Below are 17285 nucleotides of genomic sequence, written 5' to 3'. Positions count from 1 at the left end.
TCGAGCCGTCGAAGTCGTGGGTCGAGGCGATGCATACGTCGCTGAACCTGTACGCGGAACACGAATTCAACGCGTCGACCTTCACCGGCCGCGTGATCGCCGGTACGGGTTCGGACATGTATTCGGCGCTAACCGGCGCCATTGGCGCGCTGCGCGGCCCGAAGCACGGCGGTGCCAACGAAGTGGCGTTTGAAATCCAGTCGCGCTACCAGAACCCGGACGAAGCGGAAGCCGACATCCGCCGCCGCGTCGAGAACAAGGAAGTGGTGATCGGCTTCGGCCATCCGGTGTACACGATCTCCGACCCGCGTAACAAGGTGATCAAGGATGTGGCGAAGAAGTTGTCGAAGGAAGCCGGCAGCACCAAGCTTTTCGACATCGCCGAGCGACTCGAAACGGTGATGGGAGACGCGAAGAAGATGTTCCCGAACCTGGACTGGTTCAGCTCGGTGTCGTATCACATGATGGGCGTGCCCACGGCGATGTTCACGCCGGTCTTTGTGATTGCCCGCACGGCAGGCTGGAGCGCGCACATCATCGAGCAACGCATCGACAACAAGATCATCCGGCCGAGTGCGAATTACACCGGTCCGGACGATCTGAAGTTTGTGCCGCTGGCGAAACGCGCCTAGTTTTCGCTTTACTCCTGACGTTGGTCCTTGCCGCGCATTCGGCACGTGATGCCTGAAGCGCGGGCTAGGCCATCGTCGGCAAAGAGAGCGCTGCGATGAAATTGAGTCTTGACTCGCCCGAATCTGCCCTCGGCAACGAGTCAAGACCGTTTTTATTCCACGGCTTGTTGCACTGCACACGGCATAGCTCCCGTGAGGGGTGGAATTGCGTGACATGGCTGGCCATCCGGTCTATTGCCAAGGGGTTGCCCGATGCGGATAAAATCCTTCCATACAGAGTGACCTCAAACCCAAGCCGCCCGCCCCATGCTGCCTGAACGATGGGAACTGATCACGCAGCCCGCTCCCCAGATCACTACATTGTTTGTCCCTACGCCATGAACACTGCAAATCGCAAGCCCCTGCCTGGCACCAAGCTGGATTACTTCGACACGCGCGCTGCGGTCGAGGCCATCCAGCCAGGCGCCTATGACAAACTCCCGTACACCTCACGCGTGCTGGCCGAAAACCTCGTGCGGCGCTGCGATCCGGTCTCGCTTGTCGCCTCGCTCAAGCAGATCATCGAGCGCAAACGCGAACTGGATTTTCCGTGGTTTCCGGCGCGTGTCGTATGTCACGACATTCTCGGGCAAACCGCCCTCGTCGATCTGGCCGGACTGCGCGACGCGATCGCCGCCCAAGGCGGCGATCCCGCGATGGTCAACCCTGTTGTGCCGACCCAACTGGTGGTAGATCACTCGCTCGCGGTCGAGTGCGGCGGTTTCGATCCCGATGCGTTCAACAAGAACCGCGCCATTGAAGATCGCCGCAACGAAGACCGTTTCGATTTCATCAACTGGACCAAGAAGGCCTTCAAGAACGTCGATGTGATTCCGCCGGGCAACGGCATCCTGCATCAGATCAATCTCGAACGCATGAGCCCGGTCGTGCAGGTGAAAGACGGCGTCGCTTTCCCCGATACGCTGGTGGGCACCGACTCGCACACGCCGATGGTGGACGCGCTTGGCGTGATCGCAATTGGCGTGGGTGGACTCGAAGCCGAAAGCGTGATGCTTGGGCGCGCGTCTTATATGCGTCTGCCGGATATTGTCGGAGTCGAACTCAGCGGCAAGCCCGCTGAAGGCATTACGGCCACTGACGTGGTGCTATCGCTCACGGAATTCCTGCGCAAGGAGAAAGTGGTCGGCGCTTACCTGGAGTTTTACGGCGCAGGCACGGCCAATCTGACTCTGGGCGATCGTGCGACGATTGCCAATATGGCGCCTGAATTTGGCGCCACGGCCGCGATGTTCTATATCGACGAGCAGACCATCAAGTATCTGAAACTCACCGGACGCGACGACGAACTCGTGAAACTGGTCGAGACCTATGCGAAGGAAACCGGCCTGTGGGGCGAAAGCCTGAAGCGCGCGGAATATGAGCGCGTGCTGAAGTTCGATCTGTCGACGGTCGTACGCACGCTCGCCGGCCCGTCGAATCCGCACCGCCGTTTGCCGGTCTCCGAACTGGCCGCGCGCGGCATCAGCGGCAAGGTGGAGAACGAACCCGGTTTGATGCCGGACGGCGCCGTCATTATCGCGGCCATCACTAGCTGCACCAACACCAATAACCCGCGCAACATGATCGCGGCCGGCCTGCTGGCGCGCAATGCCAATCAGCGCGGACTGACGCGCAAACCTTGGGTGAAGAGCTCGCTCGCACCGGGGTCGAAAGCCGTCACACTGTATCTGGAAGAGGCCACATTGTTGCCAGAACTGGAGCAGTTGGGGTTCGGTGTGGTCGCGTATGCCTGTACGTCGTGCAACGGCATGTCCGGCGCGCTCGATCCCGTGATCCAGAAGGAGATCACCGAGCGCGATCTGTACGCCACCGCCGTGCTGTCCGGTAACCGCAACTTCGACGGACGCATTCACCCGTATGCCAAGCAGGCGTTTCTTGCCTCGCCGCCGCTGGTCGTCGCGTATGCAATTGCCGGTACGATCCGTTTCGACATCGAAAAGGACGTGCTTGGTATGGACGCCGACGGCAAGCCGATCATGCTGAAGGACATCTGGCCGTCGGATCAGGAAATCGACGCCATCGTCGCCTCAAGCGTAAAACCGGAGCAGTTCCGCAAGGTCTATGAGCCGATGTTCGCGGTGACGGCCGACACCGGCGAAAGCGCCGATCCGCTGTACGACTGGCGCGAGATGAGCACCTACATCCGTCGCCCGCCGTATTGGGAAGGTGCGCTGGCCGGCGCGCGCACACTGCAGGGCATGCGCCCGCTGGCGGTGCTGGGCGACAACATCACCACTGACCACCTCTCGCCCTCAAATGCGATCCTGCCCGACAGCGCATCCGGCGAGTACCTCGCGAAGATGGGCTTGCCGGAGGAAGACTTCAACTCGTATGCGACCCACCGTGGCGACCACCTCACCGCGCAGCGCGCCACCTTCGCCAACCCGACGTTGAAGAACGAAATGGTGCTCGAAGACGGCAACGTGAAAGCGGGATCGCTCGCACGCATCGAGCCGGAGGGCAAGGTCACTCGCATGTGGGAAGCCATCGAAACCTACATGGCGCGCAAGCAGCCGCTGATCGTGATTGCGGGGGCCGACTACGGTCAGGGGTCGTCGCGCGACTGGGCTGCCAAGGGCGTGCGTCTCGCCGGCGCAGAGGCGATTGTGGCTGAGGGCTTTGAGCGCATCCACCGCACCAACCTCGTTGGCATGGGCGTGTTGCCACTGGAGTTCAAGCCGGGCGTGAACCGTCTGACGCTTGGCATCGACGGCACCGAGACCTTCGATGTGATCGGCGAGCGCACGCCGCGCGCTGATCTCACGCTGGTGATAAATCGCCGCAATGGCGAGCGCGTGGAGGTGCCCGTGACCTGCCGGCTCGATACGGCTGAAGAGGTGTCGATCTACGAAGCGGGTGGCGTGCTGCAACGGTTCGCGCAGGATTTTCTCGAATCGACCAAAGCAGCGGCTTGAGTCCGAGTGAACCAGAAGAACTGAATCACGACGCGCGGCAGCATCGCGCGTCAAGCGGTTTGCTACGCGGGCGGCACGGCGATGCGCCGCTCGCGTCTTAACAGGACAACTACGCAATGGCTCACGTACCCCAGATCAAGATTCCCGCGACCTACATGCGCGGCGGCACCAGCAAGGGCGTGTTCTTCCGTCTGCAGGATTTGCCCGAGGCCACGCAAGTGCCTGGCCCTGCGCGCGATGCGCTGCTGCTGCGCGTGATCGGCAGCCCCGACCCGTATGGCAAACAGATCGACGGCATGGGTGGCGCCACATCGAGCACCAGTAAGACCGTGATCATCGCCAGGAGCAGCAAGCCGGATCACGACGTCGACTATCTGTTTGGCCAGGTGTCCATCGACAAGGCCTTCGTCGACTGGAGCGGCAACTGTGGCAATCTCTCCGCTGCGGTGGGCCCGTTCGCGATCAGCGCGGGCCTCGTCGACTCAAGCCGGATTCCGCATAACGGCGTCGCCACCGTGCGAATCTGGCAGGCCAATATTGGCAAGACGATCATTGGCCACGTGCCCATCACCGACGGCGCCGTGCAGGAAACCGGCGACTTCGAACTCGACGGCGTGACCTTTCCTGCTGCGGAAGTGCGGCTCGAATTCATGGACCCGGCTGCGGAAGAAGAAGGCGCAGGCGGCGCGATGTTCCCGACCGGCCATCTGGTCGACGACCTGGAGGTGCCCGGTATTGGCACGCTCAAGGCAACCATGATCAACGCCGGCATTCCGACGATCTTCGTGAACGCGGAAGAAATCGGCTACACGGGCACCGAGTTGCAGGACGCCATCAACAGTGACGTCAAGGCGCTCGAGAAGTTCGAGACGATTCGCGCCCACGGCGCGCTGCGTATGGGGCTCATCAAACACCTCGATGAAATCGCTACCCGCCAGCACACGCCGAAGGTCGCCTTCGTCGCGAAACCGGCGGCTTATGCTGCGTCGAGTGGCAAGCAAGTGAGCGCGGGCGACGCCGATTTGCTGGTGCGCGCGATGTCCATGGGCAAGCTGCATCACGCGATGATGGGCACGGCGGCGGTGGCCATCGGTACGGCTGCCGCGATTCCGGGCACGCTGGTCAATCTCGCCGCGGGTGGCGGCGAACGCGAAGCGGTACGCTTCGGCCATCCGTCCGGCACACTGCGGGTCGGCGCGCAGGCGAGCCAGGTCGACGGCGAATGGGTCGTGAAGAAGGCCATCATGAGCCGTAGCGCCCGCGTGCTGATGGAAGGATGGATACGCGTGCCGGGCGATACATTTTGACCGGTACATAGCTGGCCGGTAAGCACGAGCGGTGACAACGGCGCAGGTGAGCTAATCACCCGCCCCGTTGGCCGGCAGCGTTCCCACGCCCGGCGCGCTGCTTGCGCATGCACGTGCTCATCCGGCGCGCACTGCCGCGCCATCAGACTGTGTGCTGCATCACCCTCGCTGCACCCCGCAACGTCACCCCTGCTTGGCCGGCAGAAACGGCATCGGATCAATCGGCTTGCCATCGTGGCGCAGTTCGAACAGCACTGAAACGCGCGAATTATTCTCGTCGCCCATCTCAGCAATCTCCTGCCCTTGCCGCACGATGTCGCCCGTCTTCACCAGCAGCTTGCGATTGTGCGAATACGCCGTGAGAAAGTCCTTGTTGTGCTGGACGATGATCAGACTGCCGTACTCGTTGAGTCCGGTGCCTGCATACATGACCTTGCCGTCCGCAGCCGCGCGAACCGGATCGCCCGGCTTGCCGCCGATCTCGATACCGCGTGTCTCACCCGCCTGGAAGCCCCCAACCACACTGCCCTGAGCCGGCCATGCGAGCGCAACAGTCTTTGCATGACGCGCCATCTCGGCATCCACCTGACGCGTCTGTGCCGCGTCAGGCTGAGCGGTCGTCGCCCCTGCCTGTGTTGGGGAACCCGGCGCGGCGACCGTGCCTGAAACGACAGTCGTTGCCGATGAACCAGGCACCGCCGACGCGGCAGCCGCCTTCGCCGCCGCTGCCGCGGCATTCGCCTCACGCACCGCTTCCGGCGACGCGACCTTCAGCACCTCTCCACGCTTGAGTCGCGCGGAAGGCTTTAGCCTGTTCCAGGCGATCAGTTCCTTGACCGTGCACCCATGATGCTGCGCAATGCGGGCAAGCGTATCGCCGCGCTTGACGCGATAGGTCAGTGGCGGCCCCTTCTTCAACGCGAGCGCCTTACCTTCCAGTGACGCCTGCGGCCCAGCCGCCGCTGTTGTAGCCGAAGCTGAGGCCGAAGCCGCCCCAACTGGAGCCGATGCGACTGCCACCCCCGAAGCAGGCAAACCCGCCTGCGTACCCTGCTGCGCCACATTCACGCAGCCGCTCATTGCCATTGCGACCCAGACGCCTGCTACACCGGCCATCCTTGTTCTGTCGAAACGACCTCTTGACATGTTCGACCTCTGCCTTGTTCATGGGCGGACCCGGAGAGTCCCGCGTCGCCTGCAATGCGCGCATTCATCCGAAGCGCTGCGATTTTGCGACACGACAAGCCACCTCTAGCGGCGCTCACCTGGCCCTGCCTTGCCCCCGGCGCCTCATCAAAAACACCTTGAAAATAAAGCGTTTTCTTTTAAAAGCGGTTGGGTTGGTTGATTAAAATTCAAGCGGAATTGTAAGATGAGTCAGACAGAAATCGATCTGACTGCACACTCTGATACAACTCTTTCCAGACCGTGTTAGAGAGGCACGTTGTGCTCCGCGTCGATGACCCGTCTGTGCACACGGCCAGTCCAACACCGGCGACGCAGCGCGACAAACAGCGCGCTTACGTCAACCATGACGCTCTCGACGAACGTCCGGTAACGTCACCTTTAACGGCAAGTCGGCCCAACAACTTGAATGCGCGCATGGGGCAGCGAGGAGCGGCGTGTGGCACTCCGAGCAGTGGCCGAATGCGTTTGCCAGATAGCGTCAACGGCGCCAGGCCTCCGTCGCCCCGCAGGAAGTCCCCATGTGGGCTAGCCCCTTCGATGCGTCCGGCAACGCGTCCTTCAGGAACAGCCTGTTCCAGAAACGCACGGCAAAAAGCATCTTGAACGGGAACGACAACGTGGGCTCATGATTCGTTGGACATAATCCGGTAAACTGATATGGATGACTGAATAATAAGCGCCACCATTTGCCCACCGGGCGTGTGATGCGGTGCGAGCGGTTTTACGCCCACGGCATAGCCGTGATCGAAGCGGCCCTCGCTTAGAACTTATGCCGGATTGCCGCGCGAATGGCAAACTGGTTTGCCGTCGAGGACACCCCGGCCGCGCCTGGGATATAGGCGTCATCCAGGATGGTGTCGGTCTTGTCGCCCGCCACCTTCTGATACGCCGCCTGGAAGTAGAAGTCAGTGCGCTTGGAGAGGTTGTAGTCAGCCATCAGCCCGAACGTGTGGTACTTCGGGTTCTCGTTGCCGGAGGTCGCGTCCATGGTGCCCTCCGTGTACACGTACTGCGCGCCAACGAAGAATGCCGGCGTGAGCTGGTATTTGCCGTTCACCTCGAAGTTCTGGAACTTGATCGCGGTGATGGTTCCACCGTTAGGCGCGGTAATCGTCCCCACGTAGACCGAGGTATCGGTCGCCGACGGCTCTCCGACATTCGTATTGGTGTAGACAAAGCCAACCGTCGTCGCGCCGAACGTGTAGTTCAGGCCGCCACCATAAATGCGCAGGCTTTCCGAGGCGAAGTTCGCGTCGTCGGTAGCGATTGCCCCCCCTGTGGTCAGCCCGGGATTGGTGGCCTGCAGGTATGACGCGACCACCAGCAGCCCACCGTTCGTGTACTGGCCGCCCAGGCTGTACTGACGGTTGTTCGCGAAGCCGATGTCATTGCTGAAACTGTAGGTGCCGCCGAACTGAAGCCCGGCGAATTCCGGACTCGCGTATTTGACGGTGTTGTTGACGCGGAACGAGTTGTCGGTGTTGTCGTTGTCGTAGGGGTGCGAGAGCAGATATCCACCCCAGTTACCGTTTGCCGTGGCCTGCGCCAGGTAGTCGACCACTGAATCGTACTGCCGCCCGAATGTGATCGTGCCGTAGTTGGACGCCGTCAGCCCGACCCATGCCTGGCGGCCGAACATACGGCCGCCTTGCCCGAGCGCGCCGCTGTTCACGTCAAAGCCGTTCTCGAGGTCGAAAATCGCCTTCAGACCGCTGCCCAGATCTTCCGATCCCTTCAGCCCCCAGCGACTGCCTTGCGCGTAGCCGCTCTCCAACTGATAGGCCGATTTATCTCCCGCGTTGTTCGTGTAGTTAACGCCCTCGTCGATTACCCCGTACAACGTGATGCTGCTTTGCGCTAACGCAGGCACGGCAAAGACAGCGGACAACGCTAGCGCGATCATTTTCTTTTTCATGAAGCTCTCCCGACTCTCTAGCCATCAGCCAGCACACAGCCAACTTTGAGAAACCTCTTCTTTTATTTTCAGCAGCGACTTCACTTTGCGCGTTTACCGGTCATGGAAATGATGCTTGCACACCGATAGTAGGCCGTCCATCGGGACAAGTTAAGCGGGGGCAAAGCGTTGCTAAATATCAACGTGAGAAAAATCGGGATTGCACATTCCGACAGTTGGAGCTTGGGGTCGATTCGCTCTTCTACCCCATGAGTTGGGGCCGCGCCAAAGGGAATTGGATCAGACAATCCCCCCGCGGGTCCGCCAAAATCGGGCAGCCACCGCCACTCGCTCCGATTCGTAATATGATGCAATGTTTTCGAAAGCAAGCTCGCCGGGTCCGTCAAACACAGTATTCCGCAGCCGATCTGGTTTGATGCGCCATGCATCCGACCTCTCGCCCGGGCGAGTCTGACTCATGTGGCAGCGTGCCGCCGGTATTGGCCGGCGCGCCGCGCCCGGTTCCCTCTTTCAGGCCCTCTGCCCGCGCGTGGCGCTCACCGCCCTCGTGTTCGCACAGGGTTGTTTTTTGCCGTACTCAATGCAAAAGTCATCTTTCCGTGTGCTCGAACTCGATTTTTTTCGAGGCCTGGTTTTGCTGATCATCGTCGTGGATCACATCGGCGGCAGCATTCTGTCGCGTCTCACGCTGCACGCTTACGCGATGTGCGATGCGGCGGAGGTCTTCGTGTTCCTCGGCGGCTTCGCGACCGCCACCGCTTACGCCGCGCTCGCCGAGCGCCGCACCGAGGCGATCGCCCGGCAACGCTTTCTGCGCCGTGCACTAGAAATCTACCGGGCCTTTCTCATCACCGCAGGGTTGATGCTGCTGGTGAGCGCCGTTCTGATCGCCTTCAGTATCGACGCGCCGAATCTCACCGTGACGGATCTGGACGACCTGCTCGACGCGCCGCTGGTCGCCCTGCGTGACATCCTGTTGTTGCGCCGCCAGCCTTATCTGGCTTCGGTGCTGCCCATGTATGCGTTCTTCGCGCTCTGTGTACCGCTGATCCTGCCGCTGGCACGCCGCCGCCCGGTGTGGTTGCTGGCCGGCAGCCTCGCGCTGTGGGCCGTTGCGGCGCAGTTCGCCGGGAATTTGCCTGCCATTGAAGACACCCAATGGAATTTCAATCCGCTCGCGTGGCAGTTGCTGTTCGTGCTGGGCGTGATCGCGCAGTGCCAGCCGGTCTATCAGAAGATCAGCGCGCATCGCGTTGGCTGGCTGGTCAACGCACTGGCACTTGCGGTCATGGCTGGCGGCGCCTGGTTCAAACTATCCGGCGGACACGAACCGCTCGATCCCGGGTTCAAGCAGAATTTGTCGTGGCTGCGGGCGGTCAACTTCCTCGCCATAGCGTGGCTGGTTGCCAACCTGATTCGTCTGGGCTGGGCGAAGAAGCTCGCGCGGTGGCTGCCGTGGGTGGGCATGGTCGGGCGGAAGGGGTTGCTGTGCTTTGTCGCGGGCGCGGTCATCTCGCTGGTCGTCGATTCGCTGCTTTACACCGCCACCGACGGCTACCTCGATGTCCCGCTCGGCTTGCTGGCAGACGCCATTGCGATCGGCACGCTTGTCCTCGTTGCCTGGGCGGCTGAGCCGCTCAAGCGCGTCGTCAGGTTTCGCGCGCGGGCCGCCAGCACACGCGGCGCGGCGAATTAGGATCGCCGGTGCGAGCCGGTTCATCCGGCCGGCGCGTTTTGCTAGCTGAAGCCGCTGGCACATTGCACTCCACGAGCCACCCTGTTTCCTTACCTATGCGCAGATTCTGGCTTTCCGCGTCACTCTCGTTGTGCTTCCTCGCCGCAGCCCTCGCCGCGCAGGCATCTGTGCTGGCCGGCACGGTAGTGAGCCGCAGCCTTCACGCGAACGCGCTCGGGCGCGACTGGGCCTACACGATCTACCTGCCTACCGGATATCACGCGAACGGCGCGCGCTACCCAGTGCTCTATCTGCTGCATGGTAATAACGGCAACGCCAACGACTGGATCATCCAGGGTCATCTGCAAACCACCGTTGACACGTTGATCGAACACAAGGACATCCCGCCTGTCGTCATCGTGATGCCGCAAGGCGGAACCGACTGGTACGTCGACCGTAAGGAAAAGATGGAGACGGCGTTCTTCGAGGACCTGATGCCCGAAGTGGAGGCGCATTATGCGGTCGCCGATCAACGTGCCGGCCGGATGATCGGGGGCGTTTCGATGGGCGGATTCGGGGCGCTGCGCTATGCAATGACACGTCCGGACCAGTTCTGCGGCGCGCTGCTGCTCAGTCCCGCGATCTACCCTGAAGAACCGCCATTGACCTCGGCGGCGCGTCACGTGGGGGTATTTGGCGACCGCCAGTTCGATCTGCGCGTCTGGCACGCGCTGAACTATCCGGCGCAATGGACCCGCTACATCAACGGCCCATACCGGCTGCCGATGTTCATCGGCGCGGGCGACGACGACCTCGCGATCCAGGCCGACGCGTCCACGCTCTATACCAATCTGAGGCTGGCGGGCAATCCAGCGGCGCTGCGTATCATCGACGGCGGCCACACCTGGGCGGTCTGGAGCGCATTGCTGCCCGACGCGCTTAAATACACGCTCGGCTGCGCGGGGTCGACGCAGGAGAGCCCCTCCGCCCCTACCGCACCCAATCCTTCCACATCACCATCAGAACCGTCATCAGCGCGGGGCCGATAAAAAGACCAATCAGTCCGAAGGTCTCCGCGCCGCCCAGAATCCCGAACAGCACCAGCAGGAATGGCAAGCGCGTCGAATTGCCAATGATGACCGGCCGCACAAAATGCTCGGCGATGAAAACAATGACAAAACCAAACACCGCCAAGCCGATCGCCCACCCCGCCGAGCCCTGCGCGAACAGCCATAAGGCCGCGCCGCAGAAGGCGATTGGCGCGCAAAACGGCAGCATGGCGGCAACCGCCGTGACGAAAGCCAGCAGTGCAGCATGCGGGACACCTGTTACCAGATAGGCGAACCCGAGCAGCACGCCCTCGCCGATGCCCACGACCACCAGCCCCGCCACCGTACCGCGCACGGCCGCGACCATGCGTTCGAGCAACCGTGCGCCATTGCTGCCAAAGGTGCGCTCCGCGCCTTTGAACAGCGAACCGGACAGGCGCGACCCCGCTTGAAAGATCACGAAAACCGTGACGAGCATGAAGCCGAACACCGCCAAGCCATGCACCGCGCGGGCACCGAAGTGGCGCCCCAACGTGACCACTGCGGCGCCATGCAGGCTCTTCATGGCGGGCGACTGGCGTAACGGCTGGCCCAGGTTGGCCTGCCACCAGTCCGTGATCTGCTGCGAGCCGAACGGCAGACGATGAACGACATCCGGCATGGCGATGCCGTTTTCCTGCACGGACTTGAACAATTCGAGCAGATCGTGCGCTTCATGGCTCGCCTGACCGATGCCGAGTGCGACCGGCAAAACGATAAGGAGTGCAATCGCCAGCGTCAGAAACACCGCGATGAGCGTCGTGCGCCCCCGTAACAAGCCGCGGCTTTCGACTTTCCGTAACACCGGCCACAACGCAATGGCAATCACCACCGCCCAGGCGACAGCCGCAAGGAAGTCGCGAATGACCCACAGAGCCAGCAGCATCAGCGCGGCATACAAAGCGACAGTCGCCGCCTGCTGGATTTTCTGGCGCTGCGGCTGATCAGGTTCGGGTGAAGTTGCGGGTGGCCGTGTGACCATATGACCTCATTAGATGATGTGAGCTTGCCGCCCCGAAAAACTCAAAGCCGGTACACTAACCCCCGGCTGGCCGCTCAATGTTCACATCTTAAAGGAAGCGCCCCCGCCCCTGCTTCGAGCGCTTTACCGGCCGCCCCGGCCCGTCGCGCTGTGAACAACACTGCGTTGCAAAAATTCATCCTATAGCAAAAGCAGCCGCCAATCTTCCGCAAAGCCCCGTCGTTTGGTACGACCAGTAAAGTCAAGTGGGATTGTTGCTAATTCGAGAACACTGTTTCAACTGGCACACAATGGCTCTCCGGCGCGCGCAGGAATACATTCGGCACTCCACATATACGGAGCCGACGATGAAGACCATAGAGTCCTTCCCCCTTGACGGTGTCAATGGCGTACGCATTGAGATTCTCGAGCGCTCCGACACCACGCTGGTGATCCGTTGGGTCGAACCGGGGCGCTGTCATTACGGCGAGCAACGCTGGCGCCGCCGCTCGGCGCATACGTCGGGCACCTGCGCCGTCTCCCGCCGCAAGATCCGTCGCGGCGACGCCGTGTTCAAGCCGGCCGAGCGTCCGGCGCCGTCGAACGCTGCTGCGATGATTTCGGTGGAAACACTTTGCAGCATCGTTGAGGAATTGAAAGCTGCGTAGGCGGCGGCAGTAATCGGCGACAAACAGGCGGAGTCGTTCACACGGTTCGCAGCCGCTAGCACGCAGACAACGACATACGACATCGTGCAAACATTGCACGCCGGGGCTGTCCGCCAGCGCGCGGCAGCATCCGTGCACCAGCCCGTCGCCCAACCCACGCCTCGTTCTCCCCGCGTACGCCAGCGGCAACCGCTGCGCGAAAGCGGCAGCATACCGACTGTAGATATCGCGGTCTGCGGGTTCCAATAGTGATTCACATGCGCAGAAAAATGTAATAACATTGTATTTACCTCGCACACAGCGAGGCATAACATTGTATATACGGCGCATCATGAAGACGACGATTCGCAGAATGGGCAATTCGCAGGGGGTGTTGATCCCCAAGCCGATACTTGCTCAACTTGGTTTAGAAGATGAGGTAGAAATGGAAGTCGAGAACGACGCGCTGGTGATTCGACGGCCTCGAAAGACGGTGCGCGAAGGCTGGGCTGCTGCAAGCAAAGGCCTGGCGGAAGCGGATGACGACGCGCTGGTGATGGGCGAATTCGGCAATGCGGATGACGCGGAGTCGACGTGGTAGTCCGCGGTGAGGTTTGGCTGGTCGCGCTCGATTCGACTTCAGGCAGTGAAACTCAAAAGACGCGCCCCTGCGTTGTGGTGTCTCCGCCCGAACTGCACGATCACCTTCGCACTGTCATTGTCGCCCCGATGACCTCAAAAGCTCGCCCCGCGCCCTTCCGTGTGCCGGTGACTTTCAAGCGAAAGCAAGGATTGATTCTGCTGGACCAAATCCGCACCGTGGATAAGGTACGGTTGGTCAAGAAAGAGGGTTCGGTCTCCGCTAATGCCTTGTTGGACACCCTGAGAACGTTGCAGGAAGTGTTCGCTGAATGAAACAAAAAAACCATTAAAGGGCAGCGTGTCGATCGGGCGATCTTCGTGGGCACCGAATGCCGTATCCGGCTCAACGCAGCATGGACCCGAACATGTCTGATCCGCATTGGTATTGAGACTGCGTTTCCGTTTGAATCGGTCTATGCACCACGCGGCGCTGACGCGCCGATACCAGCATCACGGCGTTTCGATTCTATTCGCGGTCAATCTGGCCTGATTTACTTGAGCATTCCCGCGCACGCTGCGACCGGTTTCCTGGCGTGACACGGGTTTCCCTCTTGTACGAAGGGCCGATCATCGAACGGGTCGTCGAACGGGTCGACCATTCTTATGGACCTGAACGTCTGCTCGCGGTTGGGCGAGATGTAGAGTGCATCACGCTCGCGCGAGCGGTTCAGGCGTTTATCGAGCCGAGAGTGTTTATCAACGGGGATCGGACTGTGGTGTTGTAGAGTTTCGCGGAAGGTCTATCCTTCAGGCGAGGGGCGTGTCACCATTCGCGCGTTCGTGTGACATACAGCGAGGTGATGACCGCAACTCCTACGCACTACTACCTGACCTTGCGTCTGCGCCGCGTCTCTCATCGATACCCCTGCTGACGCCATCCACGCGTTGCGGCGCGAGTCCACGTGCGTTATGGTGAGTTCATTGCGGCAGGTCTCAGGGGAGTGATCGACATCCCGCTAAAGTGCCTGCTTTCCACCATCGCGCCGCGCCGCCCGCAGCGCCAGTAAAGGCTGGACTATGGCAGACGACAGCATTGAAACCCGTGACAACCGCGCCGCACCGAAGCCGCTGGTTGCACCGCAACAATTCTCCCTCGACGTTCTGCTCGAAAAGTACGCGAAAGGCGACGAGCGAAGCGCGGACGACGTCTATCGCCGGGTCGCACGTGGCGTCGCGATGGCCGAACCCGAAGCGCTGCGCGAGTCCGTTGAAGCACGCTTCGTCGAGAACCTGCAACACGGTGCGCTCGGCGCGGGTCGTATCATGAGCGCGGCCGGTTCGGGCATCGCCGCAACCTTGATCAACTGTTTCGTGCAACCGGTGGGCGACAGCATCCAGGGCGTCGATGAACAAGGGCTGCCCGGCATCTACGTCGCGCTACTTCAGGCCGCGGAAACCATGCGCCGTGGCGGCGGCGTCGGTTATAACTTCTCCGCGATCCGCCCCAAAGGTGCGCGCGTGCACACCACCAGTTCGTCCGCGTCCGGGCCTTGCAGCTATATGGACGTGTTCGACGCATCATGCCGCACGGTCGAAAGCGCAGGCTCGCGGCGAGGTGCGCAGATGGCCGTGCTCGACTGCGATCACCCCGACCTGCTCGAATTCATCGAAGCCAAGCATTCGAAAGGACGCTGGAACAACTTCAACGTGTCGGTCGCCGTCACGGATGAGTTCATGCGAGCGGTAGAACAGAATCAGCCGTGGCAACTGGTGCACCGTGCTGAGCCCTCGCCGGCCATGCGCGCCGCCAATGACATGCAGCAGCGTGAAGACGGGCTGTGGGTGTACAGCGAAAAGCCGGCCCGGGCGATCTGGGACCGCATCATGCGCTCCACGTATGACGTGGCCGAGCCCGGCGTGGTGTTCATCTCGCGCATGAACGAAGACAACAACCTCCGCGCGCTCGAAACCATCCGCGCCACCAATCCTTGCGGCGAACAGCCGCTTCCTGCGTACGGCTGCTGCAACCTCGGGCCGCTCAATCTCACGCGCTTCGTACGGGACCCGTTCACGCAAATGAAGGGCGGCACGCCCTCATTCGATTGGGACGCGCTCGCACAAAGCACCCGCACGCAGGTGCGTTTTCTCGACGACGTGCTTGACGTCACGTTGTGGCCGCTGCCAGAGCAATTCGATGAGTCGCGCGCCAAGCGCCGCATTGGTGTCGGTTTCACCGGGCTAGGCGATACGCTCGTGATGTTGGGCTTGCGCTACAACTCCCCCGAGGGGCGCGAACTCGCGGTGCGCATCGCGCGGCTGATGCGCGACGAAGCGTATCGCGCTTCCGTCGAACTGGCGCGCGATCGCGGCGCGTTTGCGCTCTTCGATGCGAAACGTTATCTGGAAGACGGCACCTTTGCTTCGCGCCTGCCTGACGATATCAAAGCGGCAATCCGCCGCGACGGTATCCGCAACAGTCACCTGCTTTCCATTGCGCCCACCGGCACGGTGAGCCTCGCGTTTGCTGACAACGCGTCGAACGGCATCGAACCGGCCTTCTCATGGACCTATACACGCATGAAGGTGATGGCGGACGGCAGCCGCGAGTCGTTTGCAGTGGAGGACTATGCGTATCGCCTCTACCGCGAAATGGGCGGCGATATCAACGCGTTACCGGACTACTTCGTCAGCGCACTGGCGATGTCGGCGCGCGATCACCTCGATATGATGGCAGCCGTACAGCCTTATGTGGACACGTCAATCTCCAAGACCGTCAACGTCCCAGCGGATTACCCGTTTGAATCGTTCGAAAGCCTCTACTTCGATGCATGGAAAGGCGGCCTCAAGGGTCTTGCTACTTATCGTCCCAACGAAACGCTAGGCGCAGTGTTGAGCGTGACACCCGCGCAACCGGATGATTCGCTAGCCGAAGCGGACCTCGACCCGTTACGTATCGCCATCGATCATCGTCCCAAGGGCGAACTGCCGGCTATCATCGAAAAAGTCGAATATCTGACCCAGGTGGGCAAGAAGTCGTTGTATGTCGCCGTGTCGTTCATGGAAGTGACTGGGCGGCTCGGCGGCGAAGATGTGACAATTGAACGGCCGATTGAATTCTTCATTCCAGTTGGTCAGCGCGACGAGTCGCAACAGTGGATCACGGCGCAAATGCGTTCGCTGTCGCTGGCGGCGCGCGGCGGCTTCGTGGCGCGCAATCTTCAGGATCTGCGCAAGGTGTCGTGGGATCGTGGTCAGGTGCGCCTGGGCGAAGTGCAGCGGCTCGACGGCCATCGTTCACCGCTGTGGCACGACTCCGAAGTGGCGGCGCTTGCTTACGCGATCCAGCAGATCCTGCACCGCCGTGGCTTTCTGGATGCGGAAGGCAATCAGGTGCCATCGAGGATGCTCGCGCGTCTCGAGCGTGGCCACATCAACGAAACGGCTGCGCTGGACGCTCAGTCCAATACCGCGCCCGCGAGCCATAACGAACGTGATGTGGAAGCAGCAGATCTCAATCAGCTACGCACCATGCTAGGCCGCAAATGCGGCAACTGTGGCGCCAATGCAGTAATCCGCAAGGACGGTTGCGACTTCTGCACTGCCTGTGGTGAAGTGGGTGCGTGCGGGTGAATGTGCCAGTCTTTATCAGGTGATGAAGCCCGCCTGCCGCATATCCATGCCGCGCAGGCGGTCTCCGTAATGAGGTACCGGCCAGCAGATGCGACCGGGTGCGTCCGTCACTGGCATGGCCCGGGTGTAAGCTGCGGCGCCGACCGCCGCGTGACCCGCCAATTCCGAATGCATATCCATGATATCGGCGAAGGTTGTCAGCACTTCATTCGGAATTTCCCGTCTTGACTCTTTGCCGGAATGATTGACCGTTTCGAACGGTCGTGCTGACGGTATAAGTTACCGCTCACTTGCTTGATCCGTGCCCGAGCATGCACGCCGCCGAGCTCTTTGCGGCCAATCACCGCCTTTAGCCAGTCCTCACGCGCCCGAAAGGTAAAATACCGGACAGGGCCGCTTCGAACCCAGAACGGCCGTGCCCGCAAGGGCCGCACTTTCAAACGATGCTGCCGTCTCGCGCATCGGTGTCCACAACCGTACAACCCGCGGCGACCCCGGCCTGATCCGGCGTTGCCCAAGGACAGCTCGTCCTTTAACAGAGCCCATCAGGAGCCATTCTTATGACCGACTCGAACGTGTCTTTCCTCGGCAGGATCTCGCTGGCCGTCGGAACGTTCTTCAGCATTCTGGGCGACGGCGAGTTCGCCGCCCGCGTCCAGCGCCTGCGCTCGGGCGCACCTATGGC

General features: G+C 61.4%; 12 protein-coding genes and 2 pseudogenes. 11 read left to right on the top strand and 3 right to left on the bottom strand.

Annotated features, from left to right (window positions below):
- The 3 genes from WCA85_RS35250 to prpF all read left to right on the top strand — a co-directional run.
- Positions 1 to 632: citrate/2-methylcitrate synthase (locus WCA85_RS35250; protein WP_424070415.1), on the top strand; the 632-nt coding region annotated here is incomplete at its 5' end.
- A 377-nt stretch (positions 633 to 1009) separates the two neighbouring features.
- Positions 1010 to 3607, top strand: coding sequence for a Fe/S-dependent 2-methylisocitrate dehydratase AcnD (gene acnD / locus WCA85_RS35245; protein ID WP_424070414.1), 2598 nt, complete (start codon positions 1010 to 1012; stop codon positions 3605 to 3607).
- A 116-nt stretch (positions 3608 to 3723) separates the two neighbouring features.
- Positions 3724 to 4914 carry a 2-methylaconitate cis-trans isomerase PrpF gene (gene prpF / locus WCA85_RS35240; RefSeq protein WP_424070412.1) on the top strand — a complete coding sequence of 397 codons (1191 nt, stop codon included), beginning with the start codon at positions 3724 to 3726 and terminating at the stop codon, positions 4912 to 4914.
- 183 nt (positions 4915 to 5097) lie between these two features.
- On the opposite strand, the gene WCA85_RS35235 is transcribed toward prpF, so the two are convergent.
- Together WCA85_RS35235 and WCA85_RS35230 are read right to left on the bottom strand one after the other, a co-directional pair.
- Positions 5098 to 6060 (bottom strand): peptidoglycan DD-metalloendopeptidase family protein, encoded by a 963-nt coding sequence (locus WCA85_RS35235; protein ID WP_424070410.1) that lies wholly within the window; start codon positions 6058 to 6060, stop codon positions 5098 to 5100.
- Positions 6061 to 6862: 802 nt separating this feature from the next.
- Positions 6863 to 8017 (bottom strand): porin, encoded by a 1155-nt coding sequence (locus tag WCA85_RS35230; protein WP_424070408.1) that lies wholly within the window; start codon positions 8015 to 8017, stop codon positions 6863 to 6865.
- Between the two features lie 580 nt (positions 8018 to 8597).
- On the opposite strand from WCA85_RS35230, the gene WCA85_RS35225 reads away from it, so the two are divergent.
- Together WCA85_RS35225 and WCA85_RS35220 are read left to right on the top strand one after the other, a co-directional pair.
- Positions 8598 to 9713, top strand: a complete 1116-nt coding sequence (locus tag WCA85_RS35225) for an OpgC domain-containing protein (RefSeq protein WP_424070406.1) — start codon at positions 8598 to 8600, stop codon at positions 9711 to 9713.
- 95 nt (positions 9714 to 9808) lie between these two features.
- On the top strand, positions 9809 to 10741 hold the full coding sequence (locus WCA85_RS35220; protein WP_424070404.1) for an alpha/beta hydrolase: 933 nt from the start codon (positions 9809 to 9811) through the stop codon (positions 10739 to 10741).
- Here WCA85_RS35220 and WCA85_RS35215 read toward each other — a convergent pair.
- Positions 10683 to 11762 carry an AI-2E family transporter gene (locus tag WCA85_RS35215; protein WP_424070402.1) on the bottom strand — a complete coding sequence of 360 codons (1080 nt, stop codon included), beginning with the start codon at positions 11760 to 11762 and terminating at the stop codon, positions 10683 to 10685. The two genes, WCA85_RS35220 and WCA85_RS35215, sit on opposite strands and share 59 nt — an antisense overlap.
- A gap of 347 nt (positions 11763 to 12109) precedes the next feature.
- Between WCA85_RS35215 and WCA85_RS35210 the strand changes: the two genes are divergently transcribed.
- The 6 genes and pseudogenes from WCA85_RS35210 to WCA85_RS35185 all read left to right on the top strand — a co-directional run.
- Positions 12110 to 12409: a DUF3331 domain-containing protein gene (locus tag WCA85_RS35210; protein WP_424070400.1), complete on the top strand. Its 300-nt coding sequence runs from the start codon at positions 12110 to 12112 to the stop codon at positions 12407 to 12409.
- Between the two features lie 331 nt (positions 12410 to 12740).
- Positions 12741 to 12989 (top strand): AbrB/MazE/SpoVT family DNA-binding domain-containing protein, encoded by a 249-nt coding sequence (locus tag WCA85_RS35205; RefSeq protein WP_424070398.1) that lies wholly within the window; start codon positions 12741 to 12743, stop codon positions 12987 to 12989.
- Positions 12983 to 13303 (top strand): type II toxin-antitoxin system PemK/MazF family toxin, encoded by a 321-nt coding sequence (locus WCA85_RS35200; protein WP_424070396.1) that lies wholly within the window; start codon positions 12983 to 12985, stop codon positions 13301 to 13303. The genes WCA85_RS35205 and WCA85_RS35200 overlap by 7 nt, the downstream gene beginning before the upstream one ends.
- A 278-nt stretch (positions 13304 to 13581) precedes the next feature.
- Positions 13582 to 13755: pseudogene (locus tag WCA85_RS35195) on the top strand (formyltetrahydrofolate deformylase); the annotation flags it as partial.
- A 292-nt stretch (positions 13756 to 14047) separates the two neighbouring features.
- The gene (locus tag WCA85_RS35190; protein ID WP_424070394.1) at positions 14048 to 16600 is read left to right on the top strand and encodes an adenosylcobalamin-dependent ribonucleoside-diphosphate reductase; all 2553 of its coding nucleotides are present in this window, start codon (positions 14048 to 14050) and stop codon (positions 16598 to 16600) included.
- A 560-nt stretch (positions 16601 to 17160) separates the two neighbouring features.
- Positions 17161 to 17285, top strand: a pseudogene (locus WCA85_RS35185) (DUF2760 domain-containing protein); the annotation flags it as partial.

Source organism: Paraburkholderia sp. (assembly GCF_049581445.1).
GTDB lineage: Bacteria > Pseudomonadota > Gammaproteobacteria > Burkholderiales > Burkholderiaceae > Paraburkholderia.
This window is presented reverse-complemented; position numbering and strand designations above follow the sequence as displayed.